Origin of the sequence: Actinoplanes sp. URMC 104, from assembly GCF_051386375.1 — a bacterium.
GTDB lineage: Bacteria > Actinomycetota > Actinomycetes > Mycobacteriales > Micromonosporaceae > Actinoplanes.
The window spans coordinates 2,463,612-2,489,675 of the sequence record NZ_JBPQTO010000002.1; the positions used below are offsets into that span (position 1 = coordinate 2,463,612).

The window sequence follows — 26,064 nt, forward strand, 5'->3', positions numbered from 1 at the left end:
GCCGCTCCAGCCGAAAACGACCGGCCGACGGTTATCCACATCTTGATGCCTGGAGCTACCCGGCCGATCGACCGGCCGGGACCGGCTGTCGGGTGGGCGGCGCTGCTGCTGCTCGACTATCTGGCCGCACGAGTTCGTCCACGCGCCAAAGCGTTCCCTGTAGGCGGCCGCTGGCGATGGTTGTCCACACGCCGGCGGTTCAGGTGAAGGCAATCGGCCGACAACGGTCATCTCCACTCTGCTGCTCGACGCGGGGCGGCCGGTTCGCAGCGAGTTGTCCACGCCGGCGCTCACCTGCCGGCGGCCCGGCCTCGTGACGGGTTATCCACACGCCAACGCTTTTGCGTGCAGGCGGCCGGCGGCCCGGCCCGGCGCCCCGGTCCAGGTGCAGCCGCACGGAGAGGTCGCCGGTGAGTCCGCACAGCAGCCCGGTCCGCGACCAACTCGGCGACAACGGCCTTGTGCGGCGACGCCGTGGAGAAACGGCTCAAGGACCTCGACGCGCACATCACCGAGATCGACGTCGCCGCCTCGACGTGCGCAGATGCAGCTTCGTTCCGATGGACGCCTGAAGCTCCAGCTGAGCAGGACCGGCCCGGAGCGGTTATCCACATGCTGGCGCTCGAGCCGACCAACCGGGGATGAGCTTCCGATGATGGCGCCCAGCCGACTGGCAGGAACGGTTATCCACACGCCGGCGCTCGAGCCGACCAACCGGGGACCCGGGATGAGCTTCCGACGATGGCGCCCCAGCCGATTGGCCGGAACGGTTATCCACACGCTGCCGCTCGCGGTTGATGCGGCTGAAGGTGACCAGCGCGAGGTTCGCCGCGTTGAGCATGAGGTCGACGCGGCCGAGCGCCACCGCCGGGGAACGGTTTTCCACAAGCTGTGTCGTCGAGCATGAATCCGGCGCCGGATCTCCTCGGCCAGCTCGGGGCTGCGGGCGTCCGGGGCCTTCAGGATGAGCCGGTCGGAGGTGCGGTCGACGCGGTTGATGACTCTCCAGGGCAGCCCGACCGACGTCTCCCCAGGTCAGCGCCTCGTCTCAGGGTTGTCCGGGGAGGGGCGTCCCTCCAGTGGCGATCTGGCACTCGACATTGCAGCTGTGCAGAGCGAGCTCTGCCGACAACCAACGGTCGACCGGGTGCGGTGACCGGCGGTCGTGAATTCGGTCGTGCATCTGCAGCAGCCAAGTAGACGCGGTCGGGTCCGCACGCTGTGGGTCGCAGCTCCGGCACGCCGGCGAGGACGGCATCGCCGCGACCTCGACGGGCCACGATTGCATCAAGTGTCCTGGTCAGAGCGTTAGTCGCCTCTGGACGCGGGCTTCAGAAGGGCGTTGTACCGAGTTATCCACAACCCGATCGTGTAACCGGTAAGAGCGAATTACTGGCGTTCCGCCGCATTCGTCCACAGGTTATGCACATGGGCTACGTGGACGGCTGAGACTTCTCCACAAGAGGGGGCGGAGCGGCCGCCGGGATCGGGTGCGGCGGCCGGCTGATGAGGCGATGGGAACACTCATCCCCAACCGGGTTTTGTCAACGGTGGGACGGGACCGTTTCGTGCCAACGTTGTCCACACTAATTCACAGGCGTTCACAGGGGTTTATCCCCAGCGGTGGACAACCGGCGGACGCGGTCTGCACAGATGTGGACAACTCCTGGGGAAATCGATGTGGACAGACACGGAGCGTCATCTCGGTTTCCACGTCCTGTGGACGGCTGTGGATTGCCTGTTGAAGAAACTGGGGACGACGGGCCGGTAGCGTCTCGACGCTATCCACATGCCGGGGGACAAACCCGGTGGATATCCGGTGGATAGCCGGTGGACAACGGTGGACAACCGTCGCGAGCGGCTCGGCTGTGGACGCAGACCCGGGTTTGTACCCCGGTTTCCCACATGTGAATCACCGGTGGATAACTCTCTGACCTGCGCAAACTTGAGTTCTCCACACTATGCACAGGACCGATGAAGACGACTAGTTATCTCTCTAAGAAAACAAAAAGCAATCAACGGCGTTGTGGAAGTTGTGGATTGGCTTGCTGACGGCTCGTCGGTGGTCCGGCTCTTCAAGAGCGCACCGAAGCCAGGAGTGGGGACAGGCGGACGAGTGGGTGACGGGTGAGACGAGGGCAGGCATGGCGCACGGGCAGCATCGCCGCGGACGTCTCCGACCCTCGAGGACCGGCAGTGGCCCTCTGCGCAGTCGGTGACTGCTCGCACGGCAGGACGGCGCCGGGGTGCACGGACACGGGAGGCGGTGGATCGACACCAAATGGCCGACGGACACGGCGCGCCAGATGGACACCAGGTGGTCGACGGACCTGAGGCGGTGGATGGACACCAGGTGGTCGACGGACCTGAGGCGGTGGATGGGCGTCCGATGGTTGACGGGCACGACGCGGTCGACGGGCACGCGATCAACGGACGTGAAGTGGTCGACGCCTGCACGGCAAGACCGCGTAATGCTCGACGGCTGCAGAGGTACCGCGCAGAGCTCGACAGCTGTGCAGCGACCGCGTGATGCTCGGCAGCTTCGGAGAGGTTGCGTGGTGCTGGGTGGCAGCGTCGGCAGTGGTCGACGGCTGCGCAGCGAGATCGCGTGGTGCTCGACAGACGCCGAGCGAGACCGCGTAGCGCTCGACAGACGCGGAGCGAGACCGCATGGTGCTCGGCGGCTGCGGAGATCGCTCGGTGCTCGGCGGCCGTGCAGAAGGCCCGCCAGTGGTCGGCAGCCGGGCAGGTAGGACGGCGTGGTGCTCGGCGGCCGCGGACGGGAGGGACGGCGTAGTGCTCGACGAGGCGGTAGGCGTGGGAGCAGGCGACCGACGCAACCCCGTCGGCGCAGGAGGCCGCTGAGTGGACGAGACGCGCCGGACACGACCGCGGCAAGGATGGGGGCACGCAGGCCGTCTCAGCGGGTGCGAGAGGGCCGACCAGGGGACTGCGGGCACCCCGGCCCGTACGGAAGCATCTGCACCGACGAACGGCACGTTGCGAAGCAGCCAGGGCGGCTCACGAGCGGTCACCATGGTGGACGACACTGATTAGGCCACGATCGGCTCGACGCATAAGGTTCGTAGGGGTCGACGACGCCCCCGACACGAGGAAGCGACGCGGAGGACAGCATGAAGTTCCGGGTGGAGCGAGACGCACTCGCCGACGCCGTGGCGTGGACGGCGAAGAGCCTGCCCAGCCGGCCGTCGGTGCCGGTGCTCGCCGGCGTCATGCTGCGCGTCACCGACAGCCGCCTGCAGGTCTCCGGCTTCGACTACGAGGTCTCCAGCCAGGTCACCGTCGAGGTGCAGGCCGACGCCGACGGCGCCGCGCTGGTCTCCGGCCGGCTGCTCGCCGAGATCACCAAGGCGCTCCCGGCCAAGCCGGTCGACATCGCCGCGGTCGGGGCGCACCTCGAGCTGGTCTGCGGCAGCGCCCGCTTCACCCTGCCCACCATGCCGGTCGAGGACTACCCGAGCCTGCCCGAGATGCCCTCCAGCGCCGGCACCGTCGACGCCGCCGCGTTCGCCGCCGCCGTCGCCCAGGTGGCCGTCGCCGCGGGCCGCGACGAGACGCTGCCGATGATGACCGGCGTGCGCCTAGAGCTGAACGGCTCGACGATGGCCATGCTCGCCACCGACCGCTACCGCCTCGCCATGCGCGAGATGGAGTGGAACCCTGACGACCCCGAGATCAGCCTCAACGCGCTCGTCCCGGCGAAGACCCTGAACGACACCGCCAAGACGCTCGGCCCTCTCGGCGGCTCGGTGGTGCTGGCGCTCGCGCAGGGCAACGCCGGCGAGGGCATGATCGGCTTCGCGGGCGGCACCCGCCGTACGACCAGCCGCCTGCTCGACGGCGCGAACTACCCGCCCGTACGCTCGCTGTTCCCCGCCGCCTCCAACGCGCAGGCCCAGATCACCGTGGCCGCGCTGGTCGAGGTCGTCCGTCGTGTCGCGCTGGTCGCCGAGCGCACCACCCCGGTGCTGCTGAGCTTCAGCGAGGACGGTCTGGTGGTCGAGGCCGGTGGGACGGAGGAGGCGCGCGCCAGCGAGGCGATGGAGGCGGCCTTCACCGGTGAGCCGCTCACCATCGGCTTCAACCCGCAGTACCTCATCGACGGCCTGCAGAACCTCGGTTCCGCGCACGCCGTGCTCTCGTTCGTCGACGCCTTCAAGCCCGCTGTGATCTCCCCCGCATCCGAAAACGGCGAAATCGTGCCCGGTTACCGCTATCTGATCATGCCGATCCGGGTAACGCGCTGATACTGAAGGTTGTTCAGGGTCGACCTTGACCGGCGATCGGCCGCAGCCAGCCGCCCTGGACAGTCTTCACGGCAGGAAAGCACCGCCACACCTAGGGGGAACACCATGCAGCTCGGCCTCATCGGTCTCGGCCGAATGGGTGGGAACATGCGCGACCGGATCCGCGCAGCCGGACACGAAGTGGTCGGTTACGACCACCACCCGGAGAACAGCGACGTCAAGGACCTGGCCGAACTCGTCTCCAAGCTCAGCGCTCCGCGAGTCGTGTGGACCATGGTCCCGGCCGGTCAGATCACCGAGGACGCCATCAACGAGCTCGCCGAGCTGCTCGAGCCCGGCGACATCATCATCGACGGCGGCAACTCGAAGTTCACCGACGACGCCCCGCGCGCCGAGCGGCTCAAGCCGAAGGGCATCAAGTACCTCGACGTCGGCGTCTCCGGCGGCGTGTGGGGCAAGACCAACGGCTACGCGCTGATGGTCGGCGGCGACGCGGAGGACGTGGCCACCTGCCAGCCGATCTTCGACGCGCTCAAGCCGGCCGGCGAGTTCGGTTTCGCGCACGCCGGCACGCACGGCGCCGGCCACTACGCCAAGATGATCCACAACGGCATCGAGTACGGCATGATGCAGGCGTACGGCGAGGGCTACGAGATCCTGCTGGCGTCCGAGCTCGTCCACAACGTGCCCGCGGTCATCAAGAGCTGGCGCGAGGGCAGCGTCGTCAAGTCGTGGCTGCTCGACCTGCTCGACCGCGCGCTCGACCAGGACCCGGAGCTCGCCAAGATCAAGGGCTACGTCGAGGACACCGGCGAGGGCCGCTGGACCGTCGACGAGGCCGTCCGTCTCGCCGTGCCCGCGCACGTCCTCGCCGCGTCGATCTTCACGCGCTTCGAGTCGCGTCAGGACGACTCGCCGGCGATGAAGGCGGTGGCCGCGCTGCGCAACCAGTTCGGCGGTCACGCCGTCAAGTCCGTCTGAGCAGGCCGTGTACGTACGCCGGGTCGAGCTGGCCGACTTCCGTTCCTACGAGCGGGTGGCGGTCGACCTCGAACCCGGCGTGTCCGTGCTGGTCGGGCAGAACGGCATGGGCAAGACCAACCTGATCGAGGCGCTCGGCTACGTGGCCACTCTGGACAGTCACCGGGTGGCCACCGACGCCCCGCTCGTGCGCGCCGGCGCCTCGTCCGCCGTGATCCGCTGCGCGATCGTCCACGAGGGACGTGAGCTGCTCGTCGAGCTGGAGATCGTTCCCGGCAAGGCCAACCGGGCCCGGCTCAACCGTTCGCCGGTGCGCCGCCCGCGGGAGGTGCTGGGCGCGCTGCGCATGGTGCTGTTCGCACCCGAGGACCTCGAGCTCGTACGCGGTGACCCGTCCGAGCGGCGCCGCTACCTCGACGACCTGCTGGTCGCCCGCCAGCCCCGCTACGCCGGGGTGCGCTCCGACTACGACCGCGTCGTCAAGCAGCGCAACGCCCTGCTGCGCACCGCGTACCTGACCCGCAAGGTCGGCGGCAACCGCGGCCAGGACCTGTCCACGCTCGCCGTGTGGGACCAGCACCTCGCGCATCACGGCGCCGAGCTGCTGGCGGGCCGGCTCGAGCTCGTCGCCGCCCTCGGGCCGCACCTGACCAAGGCGTACGACGCGGTGGCGGCCGGCCGCACGACTGCGGCCATCGCGTACGCGTCCCGCCTCGGCGAGGGCCTCACGCCCGACCGGCCGGCGCTGGAGGAGGCGCTGCTCGCGTCGCTGCAGGAACGCCGTACGGCCGAGATCGAGCGCGGCGTGACGCTGGTCGGACCGCACCGCGACGACCTGACGCTGGCCCTCGGCGACCTGCCCGCGAAGGGCTACGCCAGCCACGGCGAGTCCTGGTCGTTCGCGCTGGCGCTGCGGCTGGCCGCGTACGACCTGCTGCGCTCGGACGGCATCGAGCCGGTGCTCGTGCTGGACGACGTCTTCGCCGAGCTCGACGGCGGCCGGCGGGAGCGCCTCGCCGCCCTGGTGTCCGACGCGGCCCAGCTGCTGGTCACCTGCGCGGTCCCCGAGGACGTGCCGGCCGCGCTGCGCGGCGCCCGCTTCGACGTGACGACCGGATCGGTGACCCGTGCCGACTGACCCGACCGACCGCGAGCGGCACGACGACCTGGTCCGCGAGCGCCACCAGGGCCTGGCCCGCGAGCGCAACGCGGACCTGTCCCGCGGGTTGCGCGACGACCTCGTCCGCGAGCAGCGCCCCCCGCGCGCCCGCGGCGACCGGCCCGACGCCCCGTCCATAGCGGAACGGTTCTATCCACAGGCCGATCCCCAGGGGCTCGTCCGGTCCGAGCTCGGCGATGTGGACGACGGCTGGTACTCGGCGGAGCCGCCGGCCGACGACTGGTACCCGCCGGAGAACGACGAGGCCGCTCCGGCGGGTTCCCGAGGCGTCAACCGCCGAGGAGCCGCCGGCAAGCCGAGCGGCCGGGGCGGACGAAGCGGCGACAGCGGCTCTCCCGGTCCTCAGGGTGCCGACCCCGCCCCGGGTATGGGAGAAGACGTTTCCGGCCCGCAGGAGGACGCTGAAGGCCCCTCAGGACCGCAACTGGCCCGCGCCGTGCTCGATGCCGCGCTCGCGAAGCGCCGGGAAGCGGCGGCCCGTCCCCGCCGACGCGGCTCCGGCACGGGCGAGGGCGGCGGACGGCGGCTGCGGGGCTACTCGGGACCGGGCCCGGACCCGCGCGATCCGCAGCTGTTCGGCGACGTGCTGCAGCGGCTCATGAAGGCGCGCGGCTGGGAGCGGCCCAAGGCCGAGGCCACGGTGTTCGGCGCGTGGGAAAAAGTGGTCGGCCCCGAGATCGCCCAGCACAGCCGGCCGGTGAAGCTCGACGCCGGCGTGCTGACCGTCGAGGCCGAGTCGACGGCGTGGGCGACCCAGCTGCGGCTGCTCGCCGCCACGCTGCTGCGCAACATCGCCAAGGAGGTCGGCCACAACGTGGTCACCAAGCTCAACATCCACGGCCCGGCCGCCCCGTCGTGGAACCGCGGACCCCGCCGGGTGCAGGGGCGGGGACCGCGCGACACCTACGGCTGAGCGGTCAGTAGTCGGCGAAGACCGCGTATCCGCGCTCGGCGCACCGCCGGTAGAAGGCGCCCAGGATGGCCAGCTCCGACCGGGCGAAGCTCCAGTGCGGCGGGTTGCCCGCGTCGTCGTGCAGGGCGGACAGGCGCTGGTCGAGCCACCGCAGCTGCTGCTCGGCGAGCCGGCCGGCCGCGACCGCGTTGCGCATGACGCCGGCCACCGAGTCGAACGTGACCAGGTCGCCGTACTTCTCGTGGCCCTCGACGAAGCGCTCCAGCCCACCGGCGATCCAGGCGCAGCCGTCCGGGTCGATCACCGGGTCCTCGTCCTCGGCCGCGGCGTCGGTGGCGTACAGCACGCCGCCCAGGCCCAGCAGCAGGTCGACGAGCTCCGTGTACGCCGTGGCTCGCACCGAGCCGGTCTTGGCTATGTGCAGTGCCAGGGCTCCGGTGGGCGCGGCGATCTGCGGCGCGTCGGCGATCGCCCCGAAGTCGACGAACTCGGCGGGAGCCACCGGGTCGTAGTACTGGTTCGTCCGCGGCCAGTGCACCGCGACGTTGTCCAGCCCCTTGTCGTGCGCCATGTGCGGGCCACCCCTCCTCGACCTGCGGCGCGGCCGTCCGGCCCTCACCGGCCCGCGCGGGCAGAGGTTACGACACGAACCTCCGCCGTTGGGAGGCAGTGTCGCAGTGCGTGGCCGCGAGCCGCGGCAGGCGCGCCCTGGCGATCGGCCGCCGGATCACTTGCCGTTGCGTGAGGCCCCCGTTCCGTGTAGGGGGAGACTGGGGAGCGGCCTCCGATGCGGCTACGGCAATCTGAGGCACCCGGAAGGGGTGCCGCACCCTCGCCAACTCGCTTCGGCGGAGTAGAATCGATGGAGACCGGGAAAACTTCTTGCTGACGATCGCGGTTCGGTCCTGTCCGGGGCGAGACCCTGACGAAACGGACCGCTGTCGTCACGCTACGCGGTTTTCCCAGCCGATCACGATCCGCGGGCCTGCCGCGGCGACCGGCGTGCACGGTTCCACCGGTGGTCCGCTCCTCCCCGCGGGTTGTCATCTGTGGCTCACCCTGCCTGCCGCCGCCCGCCGCGCGCCCGCCGACCCCGTGCGCGGCCCTGGCGGGCCGCAGCACGAGAAAGTGGCCGAGGGTGGCAGAGAACAAGCAGGAGTACGGTGCCGAGTCGATCACCGTGCTGGAGGGCCTCGAGGCGGTCCGCAAGCGCCCGGGCATGTACATCGGCTCCACCGGTGAGCGGGGCCTGCACCACCTGGTCTGGGAGGTCGTCGACAACGCGGTCGACGAGGCACTGGCCGGCTACTGCGACACGATCGACGTGGTGCTGCTGGCCGACGGTGGTGTGTCGGTGACCGACAACGGCCGTGGCTTCCCGGTCGACCTGCACCCCAAGCTGAAGAAGCCGGGCGTCGAGGTGGCGCTGACCGTGCTGCACGCCGGCGGCAAGTTCGACAACAAGGCCTACGCGGTCTCCGGCGGTCTGCACGGCGTCGGCGTGTCCGTCGTGAACGCGCTCTCCACCAAGATGTTCGTCGAGATCAACAAGTCCGGCAACGTGTGGCGGCAGCACTACACGGCGTCCAAGCCGGGTCCGCTCGAGAAGGGTGAGACCACCGACACCACCGGCTCGATGGTCCAGTTCTGGCCCGACCCCACGGTCTTCGAGACGGTCGAGTTCGACTGGCAGACGATCTACCGCCGCCTGCAGGAGATGGCCTTCCTCAACCGGGGCCTGACCATCAAGCTGTCCGACCTGCGGTCCGACTCGGTCGACGAGAACGGCGAGCCGCGCAAGGTCACCTTCATGTACGAGAACGGCATCGCCGACTTCGTGCGTCACCTCAACGCCACCAAGAACCCGATCCACAAGACCGTGGTCGAGTTCCAGGCCGAGGACACCGAGGCCCGCATGGCCCTCGAGATCGCGATGCAGTGGAACGAGTCGTACGGCGAGTCGGTCTACACCTTCGCCAACCGCATCAACACCCACGAGGGCGGCACCCACGAGGAGGGCTTCCGCGCCGCGCTGACCGGTGTCGTCAACCGGTACGGCAAGGACAAGAAGCTGCTCAAGGGCGACCAGAGCCTCTCGGGTGAGGACATCCGTGAGGGTCTCGCCGCGATCATCTCGGTGACCCTGGCCAACCCGCAGTTCGAGGGTCAGACCAAGACGAAGCTCGGCAACACCGACATGAAGAGCTTCGTGCAGCGGGTGGCCAACGAGCAGCTCGCCGACTGGTTCGACCGCAACCCCGCCGAGGCCAAGCAGATCATCACCAAGGCCGACCAGGCCGCCCGGGCCCGCATCGCGGCGCAGCAGGCGCGCAAGCTCGCCCGCCGCAAGTCGCTGCTCGAGTCGGGGTCCATGCCCGGCAAGCTCGCCGACTGCCAGTCGACCGACCCGCGCGAGTCCGAGCTGTTCATCGTCGAGGGCGACTCGGCCGGCGGCTCGGCCAAGCAGGGCCGCAACAGCCGCATCCAGGCCATCCTGCCGATCCGCGGCAAGATCCTGAACGTGGAGAAGGCCCGCATCGACCGGGTGCTGAAGAACAACGAGGTCCAGGCGCTGATCACCGCGCTCGGCACCGGCATCCACGAGGAGTTCGACGCCGCCAAGCTGCGCTATCACAAGATCGTGCTGATGGCCGACGCCGACGTCGACGGCCAGCACATCCAGACGCTGCTGCTCACGCTGCTGTTCCGCTTCATGCGGCCGCTGGTCGAGATGGGCCACGTCTACCTGGCGGCCCCGCCGCTCTACAAGATCAAGTGGAACAAGCGGGGCGACGACGCGCAGTACGCGTACTCCGACCGCGAGCGTGACGGGCTGATCGCGCTGCGCCAGCAGAAGAAGCCGAACGCGAAGCCGGACGACATCCAGCGGTTCAAGGGTCTCGGCGAGATGAACTTCCACGAGCTGTGGGACACGACCATGGACCCGGCCACCCGGACGCTACGCCAGGTGACGCTCGACGACGCCGCCGTCGCCGACGAGCTGTTCAGCGTGCTGATGGGCGAGGACGTGGAAGCGCGGCGCTCCTTCATCCAGCGAAACGCCAAGGACGTGCGGTTCCTCGACATCTAGGTGACGTCGAGGGACGTCTGTATCCACAGCGTCCGCCGCCTTTCCACAGCGTTATCCACAGCAGTATGCGACTTTCCGCCGTACTTGTCTGGTTTCACCTTGAGTAAGGGTTAACAGTGACTGACACTCCCGAGCCCCCCGACGGCGACGAGGCCCCGGACACCGGCGGCGTGGCCCAGCGGGTCGAGCCCGTCGGCCTCGAGGTCGAGATGCAGCGTTCGTACCTCGACTACGCGATGAGCGTGATCGTGGGACGGGCGCTGCCCGACGTCCGCGACGGCCTCAAGCCGGTGCACCGCAAGATCCTGTACGCGATGTACGACTCCGGCTTCCGTCCGGACCGCGGCTACGTCAAGTGCGCCCGCGTCGTCGGCGACGTGATGGGCAACTACCACCCGCACGGCGACTCGTCGATCTACGACGCGCTCGTGCGCATGGGCCAGCCGTGGTCGCTGCGCTACCCGCTGATCGACGGCAACGGCAACTTCGGCTCGCCGGGCAACGACCCGCCGGCGGCCATGCGGTACACCGAGTCGAAGCTCTCGCCTCTCGCCATGGAGATGCTGCGGGACATCGACGAGGACACCGTCGACATGCAGGACAACTACGACGGGCGTACGCAGGAGCCGACGATCCTGCCCGCGCGGTTCCCCAACCTGCTGGTCAACGGCTCCGAGGGCATCGCGGTCGGCATGGCCACCAAGATCCCGCCGCACAACCTGCGCGAGATCGCCGCCGCCGTGCAGTGGGCGCTGGACAACCCGGAGGTCGACGAGGCCACGACGCTCGACGCGCTGCTCGAGATCGTCAAGGGCCCGGACTTCCCCACCCACGGCCTCATCGTCGGCAAGCAGGCGATCCAGGACGCGTACCGCACCGGTCGTGGCTCGATCCGCATGCGCGCCGTGGTCGAGGTCGAGGAGGACCCGCGCGGCCGGCCGCAGCTGGTGGTCACCGAGCTGCCGTACCAGGTCAACCCCGACAACCTCGCCGAGCGGGTGGCCGAGCTGGTCAAGGAGGGCAAGCTCACCGGCATCGCCGACATCCGTGACGAGTCCTCCGGCCGTACCGGAATGCGGTTGATCCTGGTCCTCAAGCGGGACGCGGTCGCCAAGGTCGTGCTGAACAACCTCTACAAGCACACCCAGCTGCAGGAGACGTTCGGCGCCAACATGCTGGCGCTGGTCGACGGCGTGCCGCGCACGCTCAACCTCGCGCAGTTCATCCGCTACTACGTCGAGCACCAGATCGAGGTCATCCGCAGGCGTACGGCGTACCGCCTGCGCAAGGCCGAGGAGCGCGCGCACATCCTGCGCGGCCTGGTCAAGGCCCTCGACATGCTCGACGAGGTCATCGCGCTCATCCGGCGCTCGCCCACGGTCGAGGACTCCCGCCAGGGCCTGATGCAGCTGCTCGACGTCGACGAGGTGCAGGCCACCGCGATCCTCGACATGCAGCTGCGCCGGCTCGCCGCCCTCGAGCGCCAGCGGATCATTGACGAGCTCGCCCGCATCGAGATCGAGATCGCCGACCTCAAGGACATCCTCGCCAAGCCCGAGCGGCAGCGTGCCATCGTGGCCGAGGAGCTCGGTGAGATCGTGCAGAAGTACGGCGACGAGCGCCGCACCCAGATCATCCCGTTCGACGGCGAGGTCTCGATGGAGGACCTCATCGCGCGCGAGGACGTTGTGGTGACCATCACACGTACCGGTTACGCGAAGCGGACGAAGACCGACCTGTACCGCTCGCAGCGGCGCGGCGGCAAGGGCGTCAGCGGCGCCACGCTGCGGCAGGACGACATCGTGTCGCACTTCTTCGTAATCTCGACGCACGACTGGATCCTGTTCTTCACCAACAAGGGCCGGGTCTACCGGGCCAAGGCGTACGAGCTGCCGGAGGCGGCGCGCGTCGCGAAGGGCCAGCACGTCGCGAACCTGCTGGCGTTTCAGCCCGACGAGCACATCGCGCAGGTCATCCAGATCCCGAACTACCAGGTCGCGCCGTACCTTGTGCTCGCCACCAAGAATGGTCTCGTGAAGAAGACCCGGCTCGAGGAATTTGACTCCAACCGCAGCGGTGGCATCATCGCCATCAACCTGCGGGAGGACGACGAGTTGGTGGGCGCTGCGCTGGCGGCATCGGAGAACGATCTACTGCTCGTCTCCAAGCACGCCCAAGCGATCCGGTTCAATGCGACCGACGAGGCGCTGCGTCCCATGGGCCGGGCCACGTCGGGCGTCATCGGCATGCGGTTCAGCGACAACGACGAGCTGCTGGCGATGGAAGTGGTGCGCGAGGGCATGGATGTGTTGGTCGCCACCAACGGTGGGTATGCGAAGCGGACGCCCATCGAGGAGTATCCCGTACAGGGCAGGGGCGGTAAGGGCGTGCTCACCGCGAAGATCACGGAACGCCGTGGTGGACTGGTGGGAGCGCTCGTGATCAGTCCCGAGGATGAACTATTTGCCATCACCAGCAATGGTGGTGTCATCCGGACTCCCGTGAAGCCTGTACGGCGCACGCGGGATCGGAACACAATGGGGGTCAAGCTGATGGACCTCCCAGAAGGTGTAACCATCGTGGCGCTTGCTCGCAATGCCGACGAGCCTGACGAACAGGACTAGTTGATGCCGGAGACACAGGCGAAGTCGGGAGCCACGGGGAGCTCAGCGACGCCGAACGAGGCGGCCAAGGACAAGGCTGCCCCGAACGGACGCGACGCAGCGGCCCGCGCCGCGGCCCCGGCCGAAGCCCCGTCCCCGCCCAAGTTCACCCGGGCGCCGGGCATGGCGCCCCCGCCCGGTGAACCGGCCGCCGACAAGGACGGCTCCGACGCGAAGCGGCCCGGCGGGGCCGTGAAGGGCTCGGCCAGCGTGCCGGCCGTCACCAAGGGCAAGGGCGCGGCCCCCGGCAGCACCTCGGGCCGGGTCAGCGTGCCGCCGCCGGCCAAGCCGGGCGGCACGGGCCCGCAGCAGCGGCCCGGTGGCGACACGGGCGCCGCGGCCAAGGGTGCGGCCCGCCCGCAGGGCGGTCAGGGTGCGGGCGCGGCCACGGGCTCCGCGGCGGTGGGCGCTGCCCGGGTCACCGAGACGGTCCGGTCGGCGCGGTCCGCGGTCTCGTCGGCCGCCACCCGCGGTCCCCGGCGTGCCCGGCTGAACCTCAAGCGGATCGACCCCTGGTCCGTGATGAAGTTCTCCTTCGCCGTGTCTGTGGTGCTCTTCATCGTGGTGGTCGTCGCCACCTCGGTGCTCTACCTCGCGCTGGACGCCATGGGCGTCTGGAGTGAGGTCAACACCAGCCTCGCGGAGCTGGTCAGCGCGAGCGGCGGCGACGACGCGTCGTCCAGCGGCGGTTTCCAGATCACCGCGTGGGGCGTGATTGGCACGTCAATGCTGGTCGGGGCGGTCAACGTGGTGCTGTTCACCGCGCTGGCCACGCTTGGCGCGTTCATCTACAACGTGTGCGCCGACCTGGTGGGCGGCGTCGAGCTGACGCTCGCCGAGCGGGACTGAACGACGACGGGTCAGGGAGCCACCCCCGTTTTGGTGGCTCCCGACCGTGTGCGGTAACCTTCGGTGTCGCAGTTGAGGGGCTATAGCTCAGTCGGTTAGAGCGCAGAGCTGATAACTCTGAGGTCGCTGGTTCGATTCCAGCTAGCCCCACGAGTGATGGGGGTCCTGCCCGCGTGAGTGCGCGGGCCGGGACCGCTCGTCATGTCGGTCGAGATGCATGGTGGCCGCCTTCGCGCGGTGCTGCGGCCCTTTCTTTCCCGCTGGTCCTGGGGGTTTGTGATGCTGAAGAAGCTCCTCATCGTCGCGGGTGTCGTGGGCGCGGCCACCCTGGTGTTCAAGCGGGTCAAGGCCTCCAGCGACGAGCGGGCGCTGTGGCACGAGGCCACGACCGCCCCCGACCTTCGCTAAGGTTCGATTCCGGGGGCCCTAGCTCAACTGGCAGAGCACCGCCTTTGCAAGGCGGGGGTTAGGGGTTCAAGTCCCCTGGGCTCCACTTTTCAAGCCTTTCACCAGGCGAACGCCGAGGCAGATCGTTGGGGACACCTCCGGGACACCTCACCGGATATCCCACCGCCCGGCGGCGGCCGACGCGCCGGCTGACCTCGGCGGCTTGAGACCGATGTTGGGCGGCATAGTGTGCCATCACCGCGGCGATGCTCTCGAGAACACCCGCTCGATGACGACGCGGACGGTATCGGCCTCAGTGTGAAGGTCGACCTCCACCCATACGTCGCATGGCCCGTCCGCCGTCCAGAGCGGCAGCAGGGCACACCACTCGCCGCGTTCCTCCAAGGGGAACATGAAGGCTCCGTCGTTCTGCCACCAGTCCTGCGGAAGAGGGGCTAAAGGCTGAGGATTTCGTTCGAGGAGCGCGGCGGTAGGAGCTACGGCGTGGGGCGCCAACAGACCGGCGTGGACGAGCGCATCCAGGTCGCCCGCCGCCAGTCGGGCTGCTACTGCTTCAATGGCCGGCCTGAATTGTGGAACCACCGGCACGTCGTACGGCTCCATCGCAAGATGGTCGCAGACCGTCGTTTGCCTGCTCTGACCGGCAAGCGAAGGGTTGCCTCCGGCGGGGATCTCCGACACAGATGGGCTTTGGGGTCCGGAAGTTGGGGGAGCGGTGGGGGAGCCGATCAAGATCATCGGCGACACTCGAGTCGCCCAGAAGCTCCTGGTTCTGGCGGTCGACGCAGCGGCAGCCGTCCTGGCACCCGAGCGCCTCACTGATCCGCAGACCCGCGCCGGCGCGCCGAGCCACAGCAGGCCGTGATGCCGCTGCGGTACCCGCGGCGAGGCGTTGGGCGAGCCACAGGAGCACGTCGGTCTGGTCGATCGAGCACAGAGCGCGGTTGCCGAACGCTGGGGCACGATGCAGGCGCAGGTTCGATTCAATCCGGCCGGGTTCCGTGCGTCATAGCGCTGTTCGGCTCCGCCCGAACTCGCGGTGGTGACGGGCTTGAGAGCTGGCCGACGGCGCGAGCTTCGGTCAGTGGTCATCCGTCGAAGCGGACAGCCCCGGCGGGAAGCGCTTATAGGCGAGGGCCAGGGCAGCCACCACGGCTGCGGGTACGGCGAACAGGATTATCACGGGAACGTCGGCGCCGCTGAAGAGCCACCGCACCATGCCGGCGCGGATTTCTCGGGTTTGCGGACTCGCTGGTTGGGGATCTGCCGTGGACGGCCGGACCGAATGGGAACCGTGCGCGGGCGGCCGGCGGGAATCCGCGGACCGGGGTCTCGCGGGCGCGGGAGATTTGATCTACTGGGCGCCGTGCGGCGGCGGGTGATGTTGAGTCTGATGGCCGGCGGGCTGCTGGCGGGGTGCCGATCCCAGCCGAGCTTGCCGGAGGCGTCGCCGTCGTCGGCGCCGGGAACGACGGCAGTGCCGCAGACGTCGGGGGCCGCCGCGGGAACGGCCGCGTCGGCGCCCCGGCAGGCCGTGGCTTCGGACTACGCGTGGTTCCAGCAGGTGACCGACCTGAGCAAGGGATTCTGCTTCGTGTGGGTGCGCGACCTGCGCAGCTCCGAGGTGATCGAGCGGATGGGCGGCGAGGAGCTCGAGCGCATCGTCTGGCAGCAGATGGTCGGCGCCGGCGACGGGCAGCGCGGCGCCACGGACAAGTACTACTTCGGCGTCACGCGCCTCGACGACGACTGGGCGCTGGTGATCGAGGACAACGGCACGCTGGGCCGCGCGGACGACCTGCTGCGGCCGCTGTCGGCCGGCACGACGGTGGTCTGCCACTATCGCGCGGCCAACGGCAGCGGGCGGTTTCTGCTGCTCGAGGACTCGGTCGTCCAGGTGGACTTCGACCCCGCGACACCGGCGCGCCGCACCGGTACCCGGGCGGGTGAACTGGGCCGGCTGGTGCAAGCGGTGGGCTTCGATGGTCCGGCCGGCTCCGCACGCCGTACCTCGGCGGCGTTTGCGCTGGCAGAGCGGCTCACCGGCGTACCCCTGGACCTCGAAGGGCTGCAGAACCGTACCTATGCGTTCAGCGCGGCACCAACCGGTCAGTGAAAGAGTCAATAGCCGTTCGGTTGTTGCATGCCCAGCACAGTCAGGCCAATATCCACGTGTGACGATGCGCACGACCGATTTGCTCACCATTGGTGAGGCCGCGATCCTGCTGAGGTTCCCGCGGCGGAGCGTGCTGGACCTCTGTGCGCGCGGGCTTCTGCCGTACGTCAGTGTCGGCTCGCATCGGCGGGTGCGCCGGGCCGACGTGGAGGCGCTGATCCACCCGGTGCTGACGCGGGCCGAGCTCGAGGATCTGTGGCTGCATCAGGCGATCGCCGCCCGGCTCATCGCGCGGCCCGCCGCCGTGCTCGCGGCCGCCGAGAGCAACCTGCGCCGGCTGCGGCGCCTGCACCCCGCCGGCCAGGAGTGGGAGTGGCTCGACCGGTGGGAGGCGCTGCTCGAGGGCGAGCCCGCGGCCGTGCTCGACGCGCTCACCTCGCCGGCGCGGCACGCGGTGAAGCTTCGCTCGGCGTCGCCGTTCGCGGGCGTACTGTCCGAAAGGGAGCGTCGCGCGGTGCTGGACGCCCTCGCGGAGAGCCGCCGTGACCAGGCACGTCCCATGCGCCTCGACAGCCTCGAACGCGTCATGCGCGCAGTGTGAGTCGTCGCTCACAAAACTCTAGAAGCACCTTATGTAAATCGCCGCTCCGGGCGGATAGTGAGTCGGTTCCAAGATTCGGTCGCGCGATGTGCGCCCGGGAGGTTCCGATGCCGACCACGATCCCTCACCCCACCACCGCGTCGCGTCTGCAGAGCCTGCTCGAAACGCTGCTCCAGACCCCGCTGCCCGTACGCCTGCGCGCCTGGGACGGTTCCACCGCCGGCCCCGACGACGGGCCCGTGCTGATCATCCGCCACCGCCGTGCGCTGCGCCGGCTCATGTGGCAGCCCAACGAACTGGGCCTCGCCCGCGCGTACGTCGCCGGTGAGATCGACGTCGAGGGTGATCTCTACGACGCGCTCGCCCGTCTCGCCGCGCTGATCTGGCGCTCGCCCGACCTCAGGGACGTGCCGATGCGGACGGTCGCGGGCGATCTCGTACGCCTCGGCGTGCTCGGCACCCAGCCCAAGCCGCCGCCGGAGGAGATGGTCGTCACCGGCGCCCGGCACAGCAGGCGCCGCGACCGGCAGGCGATCAGCCACCACTACGACGTGGGCAACGACTTCTACCGCCTCGTGCTCGGGCCCAGCATGGTCTACTCGTGCGCGTACTGGACGTCGGACGAGCCCGGGTACGGCCTGGCCGACGCGCAGCGCGACAAGCTCGACCTGATCTGCCGCAAGCTCGGCCTCGCCCCGGGTCAGCGGCTGCTCGACGTGGGCTGCGGCTGGGGCAGCCTGGCCATCCACGCCGCCCGCGAATACGGCGTGCAGGTCGTCGGCATCACGCTCTCGACCGAGCAGGCGGAGTACGCCCGCAAGCAGGTCGCCGAGGCGGGCCTCACCGGGCAGGTCGAGATCAGGGTCGAGGACTACCGCGATCTCGAGGACGGGCCGTACGACGCCATCTCGAGCGTCGGCATGGCGGAGCACGTCGGCATCGGGCCCTACGCGGAGTACGCGGCGATCCTGCACAGCCGGCTCAAGCCGGGCGGCCGGCTGCTCAACCACCAGATCGCGCGTCTGCACCTGCCGCCGAGGCAGCCGCACCAGCAGCGCGGCTTCATCGACGCGTACGTCTTCCCGGACGGTGAGCTGGCGCCCGTGGGCACCACCGTCACGCTGCTCGAGGAGGCCGGTTTCGAGGTACGCGACGTGCACGCGCTGCGCGAGCACTACGGCCGGACGCTGCGGGCCTGGGTCGCGAACCTCGAGGCGGAGTGGCCGGCCGCCGTACGCCTGACCAGCCCCGGCCGGGCGCGAGTGTGGCGTCTCTACATGGCGGCGTCGGCGCTGGCCTTCGAAACGGGTCGCATCGGCGTCAACCAGGTGCTGGCGGTCAAGGACACCCGGGACGGATCGAGCGGCATGCCGCCCACGCGCGGTGACTACGCGGTCTGATCCGTATCGGTCGTCGTGGCGAGTGTCCGGATAGGTCTGACCCGGAAGCCTTGTGGCAGAACGAATGTGGACGATATCCACAGGCTTCGACTCCGCCCTGCGGAACGGGCGTGGGGCCAGTTAGCCTGCGACACGTGAGCGAACGAAAACGGGCCGCTGCCGTGATCGTGCGGGACGGGCGCGTACTGATGGTTCATGAACGCAGCCGGCGATCCGGTGGCGGCGAGTGGTGGACCTTGCCGGGCGGGGGCCTGGAGCCGGGTGAGACCGCGGAGGAGGCGGTGCGCAGGGAGGTGTTCGAGGAGACCGGCCTCGTGGTCAGCAACGCGCGGTACGTGCTCGAGATGCCCTACCCGTCGGGCATGACGTCGGTGTTCACGGTGACCGTCGCGGACGGCGAGCCGCGCATGGGCATCGACGACGGCGTCGGCCCGGAGCTGCTGGGGCTCGACTGGCTGCCGGCGCCCGAGCTGCCGACGGAGACGAGCAACGGCGTGCCCGTGCCGCCGATGATCGTGGTCCTGCCGCACTGACGATCGGTCAGGCCACCTCGGCCTCGGCCGCGACGGCGACCGGGGTGGAGGAGTCGGCCCGGCTGCCCGGCACCGGTGCGTGGTACGCGGCGTCGCCGGCCGCGCGGCGCCGCTCGGTCACGAAGTAGGCGCAACAGGCCGTGTAGGCGACCGCGAGCGCGAGCCCCACGGCCCGCGTCGGCAGCGAGTCGAGCACGAGGATGCTCAGCAGCAGCGCCGCCTCGGCCCACACGCCGAGCAGCACGGCGTTGATCGTGTCCCCGCGTGTCCAGCCCATCGACGCGCGCCGTGCCTGCCGCTTGATCTCGTCGAGCAGCGAGTGCCCGAGCGCGAGGGTCAGCGTGCCGAGCAGCAGGGTCGCGGACACCGAGCGGTGGTCGCCGCCGACCGACGCGGCCATGGCCGTTCCGCCGGCCAGCAGGGCCAGCCCGCTCACGGTTCCCACCCGCGCTCCGCGTCGCTCTCTCACAACCCTCGACAGTCGGCAGCCGCGGCCGCTTTCTGAGGAAGAGCGCGCGACCACGTCACGACCGGCTGCCCCGGGTCGTCCCGACTGCATGACGACGACATCGACAGTTCTGGTCACCGGCGCCGGCGGACTGCTCGGGACGGCCACCGTTCCCCGGCTGACCGCGAACGGATACGGGGTGCGGCCGATGAGCCGCAGCGCCCGGCCGGGATGGGTGACGGCCGATCTGCGTACGGGAAAGGGTCTTGCCGACGCGGTGCGAGGCGCCGACGCCGTCGTGCACCTGGCCTCTTCGCCCCGCGGCGCCCGGAGGACCGACGTGGCGGGGACTCGGCGGCTGCTCGCCGCTGCCCGGGCGGCCGGCGTGAAGCACCTGCTGTTCGTGTCGATCGTCGGGGTCGACCGGGTGCCGCTGCCGTACTTCCGCGCCAAGCTCGCGGTCGAGCGGGACATCGCGCGCAGCGGCGTGCCGTTCACGATCCTGCGGTCCGCGCAGTTCCACCCCTTCGCCGAGGACCTGCTCGCGGCGTCGGCCAGGCTGGGTCCGCTGCTCATCGATCCGGCGTTCCTGGCGCAGCCGGTGGACGTGGGGGACGTCGCGGACCGGATCGCCGCGCTGCTGGCGGGGCCGGCCGACGGGCGGACCGTCGAGTTCGCCGGGCCACGGGTTCTGACCTTCGGCGAGGCCGCGGCGACGTGGCTGGCGGCCCGCGGGGATCGCCGGCGCGTTGTGCGGATGCGACTGCCCGGCCGGTCGGCGCGGTCGATCCGGGACGGCGGGCTGACCACCACCGCGGCCCCGACCGGCACCCGTACGTGGGAGGACTACCTGGCCGCTGAGTATTGAGCGACTATTGCGGGCGTGATGGGAACCCTGAAACTCGAGCCCGCCCAGTCCCGGCCCGATCTGCTCGCCGACCCGGTTGCCAAGGCGCTCGCCGTCTGGCCCGAGGACGCCCCGATCGACGGTGACCAGGTGCTCGTGGCGCCGATCGACGCGGGCCTCGCCGACACCGCCGCCTTCTGCGAGGCGTACGACGTGGGCCTCGACGTCTCGGCGAACTGCGTGATCGTCGCCGGCAAGCGGGGCGAGACCGTCCGGTACGCGGCCTGCATCGTGCTGGCGACCACGCGCGCCGACGTCAACGGCGTCGTGCGGCGCCGCCTCGACGTGCGCAAGTGCAGCTTCGCGCCGATGGACGACGCGGTGCGCCTGACCGGCATGGAGTACGGCGGGATCACCCCGATCGGCCTGCCCGCCGACTGGCCGATCCTGGTCGACGCGCGGGTCGCCGCCGCCCCGCACGTGATCATCGGCTCGGGCGTACGGCACAGCAAGATCGCGATCGCCGGACCGGCCCTCGGCGCGCTGCCCGGCGCCGAGGTGATCGAGGATCTCGCCCGCCCGATCGGCTAGAGCACCGACGTCGGTCGATGTCGTTTCACGTGGAACGTCATCGACCGGCGTCGACCGCCTCACGTCGGGCGATCTCTTCGAGGGCCGCGACCAGCGTCGACGTCTCCTGGGCGCCCTGCACGGCGTACTTGCCGTCGATGACGAAGAACGGGACGCTCGAGATGCCCAGTTCCCGCGCCTCGGCCAGATCGGCGTCGACCGCGCCGGCGCCGGCGTCCGACTCCAGGTAGGTGGCGGCCGCACCCTCGTCCAGGCCGATCGAGCGGGCGACGGCGACCAGCACGCGACGCGATCCGATGTCGAGCCCGTCGGTGAAGTGGGCCCGCTGGAGCGCCTCCAGCATCTCGGCCTGGCGCCCCTGGCTGCCGGCCCACGCGATCAGGCGGTGGCTGTCGAACGTGTTGGCGGTGATCGCTCGGTCGTAGTTCAGCCGCAGCCCGTCACCGGCCGCGATCGCGGTGACGTGCGCGAGCATCTGGCCGACGCGTTCGGGGCCACCGAACTTCGCGGCCATCGCCTGCCTGAGCGGCAGGCCGCGGGGCACCGGCGACGGGTCGAGCTGGAAGGCCCGGAACGTCACGGCGACGCCGCCGCCGAACCGGCCGATCGCCGCCTCCAGCCGCCGCTTGCCGAGATAGCACCACGGGCAGACGACGTCGGACCAGACCTGGATGTCCACGGGGCTCCGTTTCGGCAAGGGCTCAGGCAGCCGCCGCGACCTGGCGCTTGAGGCGCGCGAGGATCGCCGAGCCACCACGGATGCGCAGCGGGCTGATCGCCTGCGACAGGCCCATCCGGGCGTACAGGTCGTCGGGCACGGCCAGGATCTCGGTGGTCGTCGCGCCCTCGAGGCCCTCGGCGAGGATGCCGGCGAACGCGCGGGTGGTCGGCGCCTCGGGCGGGCAGTCGAAGAAGGTCTCGACCGTGTCGTCGGGGCGGACCACGGCCTTGAGGAAGAACTGGGTCTGGCACTCCGGCACCTGCTCCATGCCGTCGTGCGCGGCCAGGTCGGCCGGCAGCGGCGGCATGGAGTCGGAGAACTCGAGCAGCATCTCGAGGACCACCTCGCGCGGCGCCGAGGCGAACTCGTCGACGATCTCGGCGAGCTTGGGGGGCATGTCGGTCACACCGACGACCCTAACGCGGTCAGGCGGCCGTCGACGTGGGCAGCAGCGCCACGTCGCTCAGGCTCAGGATGCCCACCACCTTGCGGTCGGCGTCGCAGACCAGCAGCCGGCGGACGCCCCGCTCGCGCATGGCTTGCACGGCCTCCTCCACGGTGGCCGACTGCTCCACCATGATCAGCTCATGGGACGTGATCCGGCCGAGCGGGGTCGACGTCGGCGCGAGGTTCTCGGCGATCGCCCGCACCACGATGTCGCGGTCGGTGACCAGGCCGATCATCGTGGGTCCGCTGGTCACGACCACGTCGCCGATGCCGCGGTCGCGCATCACCTGCGCCGCCTCGTCCAGCATCGTCGCCTCCGGCAGGTAGACCACCTGCCGGGTCATCACCTCGGCGACCGACGCTCTGGCCATGCGACACCTCCCGTTGCGGCTGGAGTTACCCGAGTGAAGCAGCGATTACACGCGGTATGTCCGTCAGTGGCACGTCGTTTCGCTCCCCCGTGCGACGGTCGCGGAACTCGGCGTACCCCTCGCTCAGCCGGCGCCCCACCACGACGGACCGGGCGATGCCGATCAGCTCGGCGTCGGTGAACTTGACGCCGGCCGAGACGCCGGCGCGGTCGTCCACGAGGACCCGCAGCCCCGCCCCGGTCAGCTCCGCGGCGAGGGCCAGCGCGGCCTCAAGCTGCCCGCCCCTGCCCGCCGCGACCAGGTGCACGTCGGCCGGCGCCACCTCGTCGGGCCACAGCAGGCCGCGCTCGTCGTGATGCTGCTCGGCGATGGCGGCGACCGCCCGTGAGACGCCGATCCCGTACGACCCCATGGTGGGCCGGGCGGGCTTGCCGTCGGCGCCCAGCACATCGACCCCGAACGCGTCGGTGTAGCGGCGGCCCAGCTGGAAGATGTGGCCGATCTCGATGCCCCGGCGGAGGGTGAGCGACCCCGATCCGCAGGCCGGGCACGGGTCGCCGGCCCGGACCTCGGCCGCCTCCACCGTGCCGTCGGGGGTGAAGTCGCGGCCGGCCACCACGTCGACGGCGTGTCGGCCGGGCTCGTTGGCGCCGGTGAGCCACGCCGTGCCGGGCGCGATCCGCGGGTCGGCCAGGTAGCGTGCCGGGATGCCCTGCGGGCCGATGTAGCCCTTGACCAGGTCGGGCCGCGAAGTGAAGTCGTCGAACAGCGTGGCGGTGGCGGGTGCCAGCGAGGCGTCGAGCCGCTTGAGGTCGACCTCGCGATCGCCGGGCACGCCGACCACCAGCACCTCGTCGGCGGCGCCCGGCCGGTGCACGGTCACCACGACGTTCTTGAGCGTGTCGGCGGCCGTCCAGTCGGTGCGGCCACCGAGCCCGCGCTCGTTGGCGAGGTCGACCAGCGAGGCGATGGTGGGAGTGTCCGGGGTGTCGTGGACCTCGAGCGGTCCGGCGGTGACCGGCACGGCAGGCGGCGCGGGCGTCACGACCGCCTCCGTGTTGGCGGCGTAGTCGCAGGACGTGCAGCCGGCGAACGTGTCCTCGCCCACCTCGGACGTGGCGAGGAACTCCTCGGACGCCGAGCCGCCCATCGCGCCCGAGGTGGCGGCGACGATCGTGTGTGCCAGGCCGAGCCGCGCGAAGACCCGCTGATAGGCGGCGCGGACCTCGCCGTAGACCGACGCCAGCTCCGCGTCGGTGAGCGAGAACGAGTACGCGTCCTTCATCAGGAACTCCCGCCCGCGCAGCAGGCCGCCGCGCGGGCGGGCCTCGTCGCGGTACTTCGTCTGGATCTGGAACAGCAGCAGCGGGAGGTCGCGGTACGAGCTGGTCATCTCCTGCACCAGCAGCGTGAACATCTCTTCGTGGGTGGGCGCGAGCAGGTAGTCGGAGCCGCGCCTGTCCTTCAGCGTGAAGATGTCGTCGCCGTACTCGGTCCAGCGGTTCGTCACCTCGTAGGGCTCGCGCGGCAGCAGCGCCGGGAAGGCGACCTCCTGGCCGCCCACCGCGGTCATCTCGTCGCGCAGCACGGCGATGACCCGGTCGAGCACGAGCTTGCCGAGCGGCAGCCAGGTGTGGCCGCCCGGAGCCGCGCGACGGACGTATCCGGCGCGCACCAGCAGCCGGTGGCTCGGCACCTCCGCGTCCGCCGGTTCCTCGCGCAGGGTCCGCAGGAGCAAGGTGGACATTCGCAACAGCATGCGCAGCAGCGTAGGGAGGGGGACCCGGATCCGGCAGCCCATTAACGGGGTGTCGCCAGCGTCACGCTACCCGTCCCCTTGATCGGGTGGAAATGTGTTCCCCACGAGCAAGTTTGAGGGAACGTTAAGGGGGCGGCGATGGCTTGGCACAGCTTCGTTGCTATGGGGGACAGCTTCACCGAGGGCTTGAACGACGCGTACCCGGACGGCACGTTCCGCGGATGGGCCGACCTGGTCGCCGCGCGCCTCGCCGTCGACGCCGGACCGGATTTCGGCTACGCCAACCTGGCGATCCGCGGCCGGCTGCTGGACCAGGTGATCAGCGAACAGCTGGAGCCGACGCTGGCGATGCGGCCGGGCCTGGTCAGCTTCGCCGCGGGCGGCAACGACGTGCTGCGGCCGCGCGTCGACCCGTACGCCCTGGTGGAGCGCATCGAGCCGCTGGTGGCGAAGCTTCGCGACCAGGGCACCGACGTGATCCTCTTCCGCTTCGCCGACGTCACCACCAACCTGCCCGCCGTGCTCGGCCGCCGGGCCGCCGTGCTCAACGACGGCGCGCGCATGCTGGCCGAGCGCTACGGCGGCTACCTGGTCGACCTGTTCGCCGACGACGCCTTCCGGCACCCGCACATGTGGGCGCCGGACCGGTTGCACCTCTCCCCGGCCGGGCACCGCCGGGTCGCCGGCCACGTCCTCACCGCGCTCGGCGTCGGCTGCGACGAGGACTGGATGCTGGTGCCGCCCCGGCCCGAGCCCACGCCGTGGCTGCTCGCCCGCGGCGCCGACCTGCGCTGGGCGCGCGAGCACCTGGTGCCGTGGGTCGGCCGGCACCTGCTCGGCCACTCGTCGGGCGACCTGGTCACCGCGAAGCGGCCCGAGCTGTCGCCCGTCGGCTGCCGGAAGTGACGTAGACCGCGCCGGATCGCACGCCGGAAAGGACTAGCGTGGCGGCATGTCTGTTGCGAACGATCCGGCGCCCGCCCTCCAGGCGTACGCGCATCCCGAGAAGCTGGTCACCACCGAGTGGCTCGCCGCGAACCTGGGCACCCCGGGCCTGGTCGTCGTCGAGTCGGACGAGGACGTGCTGCTCTACGACACCGGCCACATCCCCGGCGCGGTGAAGGTCGACTGGCACCTCGAGCTCAACGACCAGCTCACCCGCGACTACCTCGACCCGGCCGCCTTCGCCGCGATGTGCGAGGCGAAAGGCATCGGCCGCGACGACACGATCGTGTTCTACGGCGACAACTTCAACTGGTGGGCGGCCTACGCCCTCTGGGTGTTCACGCTGTTCGGCCACCGCGACGTGCGGCTGCTCGACGGCGGCCGGCAGAAGTGGGCGGCCGAGGGGCGTGAGCTGACCCGCGAGCGCACCGAGCGGCCCGCGGCGAGCTACCCCGTCCCGGCGCGCAACGACGGCGACATCCGCGCCTTCCGCGACCAGGTGATGGCGCACATCAGCAGCGGGCGGCCGCTGGTCGACGTGCGCTCCCCGCAGGAGTACACGGGCGAGCTGACGCACATGGAGGCGTACCCGCAGGAGGGCGCGCTGCGCGGCGGGCACATCCCGGGCGCGGTCAGCAAGCCGTGGAAGTCGGCGGCCAACGAGGACGGCACGTTCAAGCCGGCCGACGAACTCGCCAAGATCTATCGCGACGAGCTGGGCCTGGAGTCGGGCGACGACATCATCGCCTACTGCCGCATCGGCGAGCGGTCCAGCCACACCTGGTTCGTGCTGCAGCACCTGCTGGGCTATCCCCAGGTGCGCAACTACGACGGCTCCTGGACCGAGTGGGGCAACCTGGTGCGCGCCCCGATCGCGAAGGGCGCGGAGCCGGGCGGGCTGAGCTAGATCAAAACGGGGCGGGCGACCGCCC

The 26,064-nt window shown here is 70.4% G+C and carries 24 protein-coding genes and 2 tRNA genes; 19 read left to right on the forward strand and 7 right to left on the reverse strand.

All coding sequences use genetic code 11. The features are described 5' to 3' along the window. The first annotated feature begins 474 nt into the window (after positions 1-474). The 5 genes from ACSNN8_RS12485 (at position 475) to ACSNN8_RS12505 (ending at position 7,342) form a co-directional block, all read left to right on the forward strand. Complete coding sequence (locus tag ACSNN8_RS12485; protein WP_436648952.1) at positions 475-645, forward strand: hypothetical protein; 171 nt, start codon at positions 475-477, stop codon at positions 643-645. A gap of 2,489 nt (positions 646-3,134) precedes the next feature. After that, the gene (dnaN, locus tag ACSNN8_RS12490; protein WP_436648954.1) at positions 3,135-4,268 is read left to right on the forward strand and encodes a DNA polymerase III subunit beta; all 1,134 of its coding nucleotides are present in this window, start codon (positions 3,135-3,137) and stop codon (positions 4,266-4,268) included. Between the two features lie 9 nt (positions 4,269-4,277). Then, on the forward strand, positions 4,278-5,249 hold the full coding sequence (gene gnd / locus ACSNN8_RS12495) for a phosphogluconate dehydrogenase (NAD(+)-dependent, decarboxylating) (protein ID WP_436648955.1): 972 nt from the start codon (positions 4,278-4,280) through the stop codon (positions 5,247-5,249). Between the two features lie 7 nt (positions 5,250-5,256). Continuing rightward, positions 5,257-6,387: a DNA replication/repair protein RecF gene (recF, locus tag ACSNN8_RS12500; RefSeq protein WP_436648957.1), complete on the forward strand. Its 1,131-nt coding sequence runs from the start codon at positions 5,257-5,259 to the stop codon at positions 6,385-6,387. A 409-nt stretch (positions 6,388-6,796) separates the two neighbouring features. Further along, positions 6,797-7,342 (forward strand): DUF721 domain-containing protein, encoded by a 546-nt coding sequence (locus ACSNN8_RS12505; protein WP_436649557.1) that lies wholly within the window; start codon positions 6,797-6,799, stop codon positions 7,340-7,342. A gap of 4 nt (positions 7,343-7,346) precedes the next feature. Here the strand turns inward: ACSNN8_RS12505 and ACSNN8_RS12510 are convergent, their stop codons facing one another. Continuing rightward, positions 7,347-7,913, reverse strand: coding sequence for a hypothetical protein (locus ACSNN8_RS12510; RefSeq protein WP_436648958.1), 567 nt, complete (start codon positions 7,911-7,913; stop codon positions 7,347-7,349). A 567-nt stretch (positions 7,914-8,480) separates the two neighbouring features. On the opposite strand from ACSNN8_RS12510, the gene gyrB reads away from it, so the two are divergent. The 6 genes from gyrB (at position 8,481) to ACSNN8_RS12540 (ending at position 14,438) form a co-directional block, all read left to right on the forward strand. After that, positions 8,481-10,433 carry a DNA topoisomerase (ATP-hydrolyzing) subunit B gene (gene gyrB / locus ACSNN8_RS12515; protein WP_436648960.1) on the forward strand — a complete coding sequence of 651 codons (1,953 nt, stop codon included), beginning with the start codon at positions 8,481-8,483 and terminating at the stop codon, positions 10,431-10,433. A 116-nt stretch (positions 10,434-10,549) separates the two neighbouring features. Continuing rightward, positions 10,550-13,057 (forward strand): DNA gyrase subunit A, encoded by a 2,508-nt coding sequence (gene gyrA, locus ACSNN8_RS12520; protein ID WP_436648961.1) that lies wholly within the window; start codon positions 10,550-10,552, stop codon positions 13,055-13,057. 3 nt (positions 13,058-13,060) lie between these two features. Further along, entirely contained in the window at positions 13,061-13,945 is an 885-nt protein-coding gene (locus ACSNN8_RS12525; protein WP_436648963.1) for a DUF3566 domain-containing protein, read from the forward strand. 76 nt (positions 13,946-14,021) lie between these two features. Beyond that, positions 14,022-14,095, forward strand: a tRNA-Ile gene (locus ACSNN8_RS12530). A gap of 129 nt (positions 14,096-14,224) precedes the next feature. Then, the gene (locus tag ACSNN8_RS12535; RefSeq protein ID WP_436648964.1) at positions 14,225-14,353 is read left to right on the forward strand and encodes a DLW-39 family protein; all 129 of its coding nucleotides are present in this window, start codon (positions 14,225-14,227) and stop codon (positions 14,351-14,353) included. A gap of 12 nt (positions 14,354-14,365) precedes the next feature. Next, a tRNA-Ala gene (locus ACSNN8_RS12540) sits at positions 14,366-14,438 on the forward strand. A gap of 149 nt (positions 14,439-14,587) precedes the next feature. Here ACSNN8_RS12540 and ACSNN8_RS12545 read toward each other — a convergent pair. Then, on the reverse strand, positions 14,588-14,956 hold the full coding sequence (locus tag ACSNN8_RS12545; protein ID WP_436648965.1) for a hypothetical protein: 369 nt from the start codon (positions 14,954-14,956) through the stop codon (positions 14,588-14,590). A gap of 763 nt (positions 14,957-15,719) precedes the next feature. On the opposite strand from ACSNN8_RS12545, the gene ACSNN8_RS12550 reads away from it, so the two are divergent. The 4 genes from ACSNN8_RS12550 (at position 15,720) to ACSNN8_RS12565 (ending at position 19,003) form a co-directional block, all read left to right on the forward strand. Beyond that, positions 15,720-16,469 (forward strand): DUF6461 domain-containing protein, encoded by a 750-nt coding sequence (locus tag ACSNN8_RS12550; protein WP_436648966.1) that lies wholly within the window; start codon positions 15,720-15,722, stop codon positions 16,467-16,469. Between the two features lie 64 nt (positions 16,470-16,533). Then, a complete protein-coding gene (locus ACSNN8_RS12555) occupies positions 16,534-17,070 on the forward strand; it encodes a helix-turn-helix domain-containing protein (protein WP_436648968.1) in 537 nt (178 codons plus the stop codon). 107 nt (positions 17,071-17,177) lie between these two features. Beyond that, entirely contained in the window at positions 17,178-18,470 is a 1,293-nt protein-coding gene (locus tag ACSNN8_RS12560; RefSeq protein WP_436648970.1) for a class I SAM-dependent methyltransferase, read from the forward strand. Between the two features lie 134 nt (positions 18,471-18,604). After that, on the forward strand, positions 18,605-19,003 hold the full coding sequence (locus ACSNN8_RS12565) for an NUDIX domain-containing protein (RefSeq protein WP_436648971.1): 399 nt from the start codon (positions 18,605-18,607) through the stop codon (positions 19,001-19,003). A gap of 7 nt (positions 19,004-19,010) precedes the next feature. Here ACSNN8_RS12565 and ACSNN8_RS12570 read toward each other — a convergent pair whose 3' ends face one another. Next, entirely contained in the window at positions 19,011-19,448 is a 438-nt protein-coding gene (locus ACSNN8_RS12570; protein ID WP_436648972.1) for a hypothetical protein, read from the reverse strand. Between the two features lie 112 nt (positions 19,449-19,560). On the opposite strand from ACSNN8_RS12570, the gene ACSNN8_RS12575 reads away from it, so the two are divergent. Next, positions 19,561-20,319 (forward strand): SDR family oxidoreductase, encoded by a 759-nt coding sequence (locus ACSNN8_RS12575; protein WP_436648974.1) that lies wholly within the window; start codon positions 19,561-19,563, stop codon positions 20,317-20,319. 18 nt (positions 20,320-20,337) lie between these two features. Then, positions 20,338-20,889 (forward strand): YbaK/EbsC family protein, encoded by a 552-nt coding sequence (locus ACSNN8_RS12580; RefSeq protein ID WP_436648975.1) that lies wholly within the window; start codon positions 20,338-20,340, stop codon positions 20,887-20,889. A 37-nt stretch (positions 20,890-20,926) separates the two neighbouring features. On the opposite strand, the gene ACSNN8_RS12585 is transcribed toward ACSNN8_RS12580, so the two are convergent. The 4 genes from ACSNN8_RS12585 to ACSNN8_RS12600 are packed head-to-tail and all read right to left on the reverse strand — an operon-like array spanning position 20,927 to position 24,187. Beyond that, a complete protein-coding gene (locus ACSNN8_RS12585; RefSeq protein WP_436648977.1) occupies positions 20,927-21,568 on the reverse strand; it encodes a DsbA family oxidoreductase in 642 nt (213 codons plus the stop codon). Positions 21,569-21,590: 22 nt separating this feature from the next. Then, entirely contained in the window at positions 21,591-22,016 is a 426-nt protein-coding gene (locus tag ACSNN8_RS12590; RefSeq protein ID WP_436648979.1) for a SufE family protein, read from the reverse strand. A gap of 19 nt (positions 22,017-22,035) precedes the next feature. After that, positions 22,036-22,428 carry a CBS domain-containing protein gene (locus ACSNN8_RS12595; protein ID WP_436648981.1) on the reverse strand — a complete coding sequence of 131 codons (393 nt, stop codon included), beginning with the start codon at positions 22,426-22,428 and terminating at the stop codon, positions 22,036-22,038. A gap of 25 nt (positions 22,429-22,453) precedes the next feature. Continuing rightward, a complete protein-coding gene (locus tag ACSNN8_RS12600) occupies positions 22,454-24,187 on the reverse strand; it encodes a proline--tRNA ligase (RefSeq protein ID WP_436648982.1) in 1,734 nt (577 codons plus the stop codon). A 138-nt stretch (positions 24,188-24,325) separates the two neighbouring features. Between ACSNN8_RS12600 and ACSNN8_RS12605 the strand changes: the two genes are divergently transcribed. After that, a complete protein-coding gene (locus tag ACSNN8_RS12605; protein WP_436648984.1) occupies positions 24,326-25,093 on the forward strand; it encodes an SGNH/GDSL hydrolase family protein in 768 nt (255 codons plus the stop codon). Positions 25,094-25,139: 46 nt separating this feature from the next. Further along, positions 25,140-26,039, forward strand: a complete 900-nt coding sequence (locus tag ACSNN8_RS12610; protein WP_436648985.1) for a sulfurtransferase — start codon at positions 25,140-25,142, stop codon at positions 26,037-26,039. The last annotated feature ends 25 nt before the right edge of the window (positions 26,040-26,064 follow it).

Excerpts from the sequence above, each read along its gene's own strand:
- ACSNN8_RS12580 (WP_436648975.1), top strand. The coding sequence starts at position 20,338 with ATGGGAACCCTGAAACTCGAGCCCGCCCAGTCCCGGCCCGATCTGCTC.
- ACSNN8_RS12555 (WP_436648968.1), top strand. The coding sequence starts at position 16,534 with ATGCGCACGACCGATTTGCTCACCATTGGTGAGGCCGCGATCCTGCTG.
- ACSNN8_RS12610 (WP_436648985.1), top strand. The coding sequence starts at position 25,140 with ATGTCTGTTGCGAACGATCCGGCGCCCGCCCTCCAGGCGTACGCGCAT.
- ACSNN8_RS12600 (WP_436648982.1), bottom strand. The coding sequence starts at position 24,187 with ATGCTGTTGCGAATGTCCACCTTGCTCCTGCGGACCCTGCGCGAGGAA.
- dnaN (WP_436648954.1), top strand. The coding sequence starts at position 3,135 with ATGAAGTTCCGGGTGGAGCGAGACGCACTCGCCGACGCCGTGGCGTGG.
- ACSNN8_RS12575 (WP_436648974.1), top strand. The coding sequence starts at position 19,561 with ATGACGACGACATCGACAGTTCTGGTCACCGGCGCCGGCGGACTGCTC.
- ACSNN8_RS12505 (WP_436649557.1), top strand. The coding sequence starts at position 6,797 with ATGGGAGAAGACGTTTCCGGCCCGCAGGAGGACGCTGAAGGCCCCTCA.
- ACSNN8_RS12595 (WP_436648981.1), bottom strand. The coding sequence starts at position 22,428 with ATGGCCAGAGCGTCGGTCGCCGAGGTGATGACCCGGCAGGTGGTCTAC.
- ACSNN8_RS12545 (WP_436648965.1), bottom strand. The coding sequence starts at position 14,956 with ATGGAGCCGTACGACGTGCCGGTGGTTCCACAATTCAGGCCGGCCATT.
- ACSNN8_RS12510 (WP_436648958.1), bottom strand. The coding sequence starts at position 7,913 with ATGGCGCACGACAAGGGGCTGGACAACGTCGCGGTGCACTGGCCGCGG.
- ACSNN8_RS12525 (WP_436648963.1), top strand. The coding sequence starts at position 13,061 with ATGCCGGAGACACAGGCGAAGTCGGGAGCCACGGGGAGCTCAGCGACG.
- ACSNN8_RS12605 (WP_436648984.1), top strand. The coding sequence starts at position 24,326 with ATGGCTTGGCACAGCTTCGTTGCTATGGGGGACAGCTTCACCGAGGGC.
- ACSNN8_RS12535 (WP_436648964.1), top strand. The coding sequence starts at position 14,225 with ATGCTGAAGAAGCTCCTCATCGTCGCGGGTGTCGTGGGCGCGGCCACC.
- ACSNN8_RS12560 (WP_436648970.1), top strand. The coding sequence starts at position 17,178 with ATGCCGACCACGATCCCTCACCCCACCACCGCGTCGCGTCTGCAGAGC.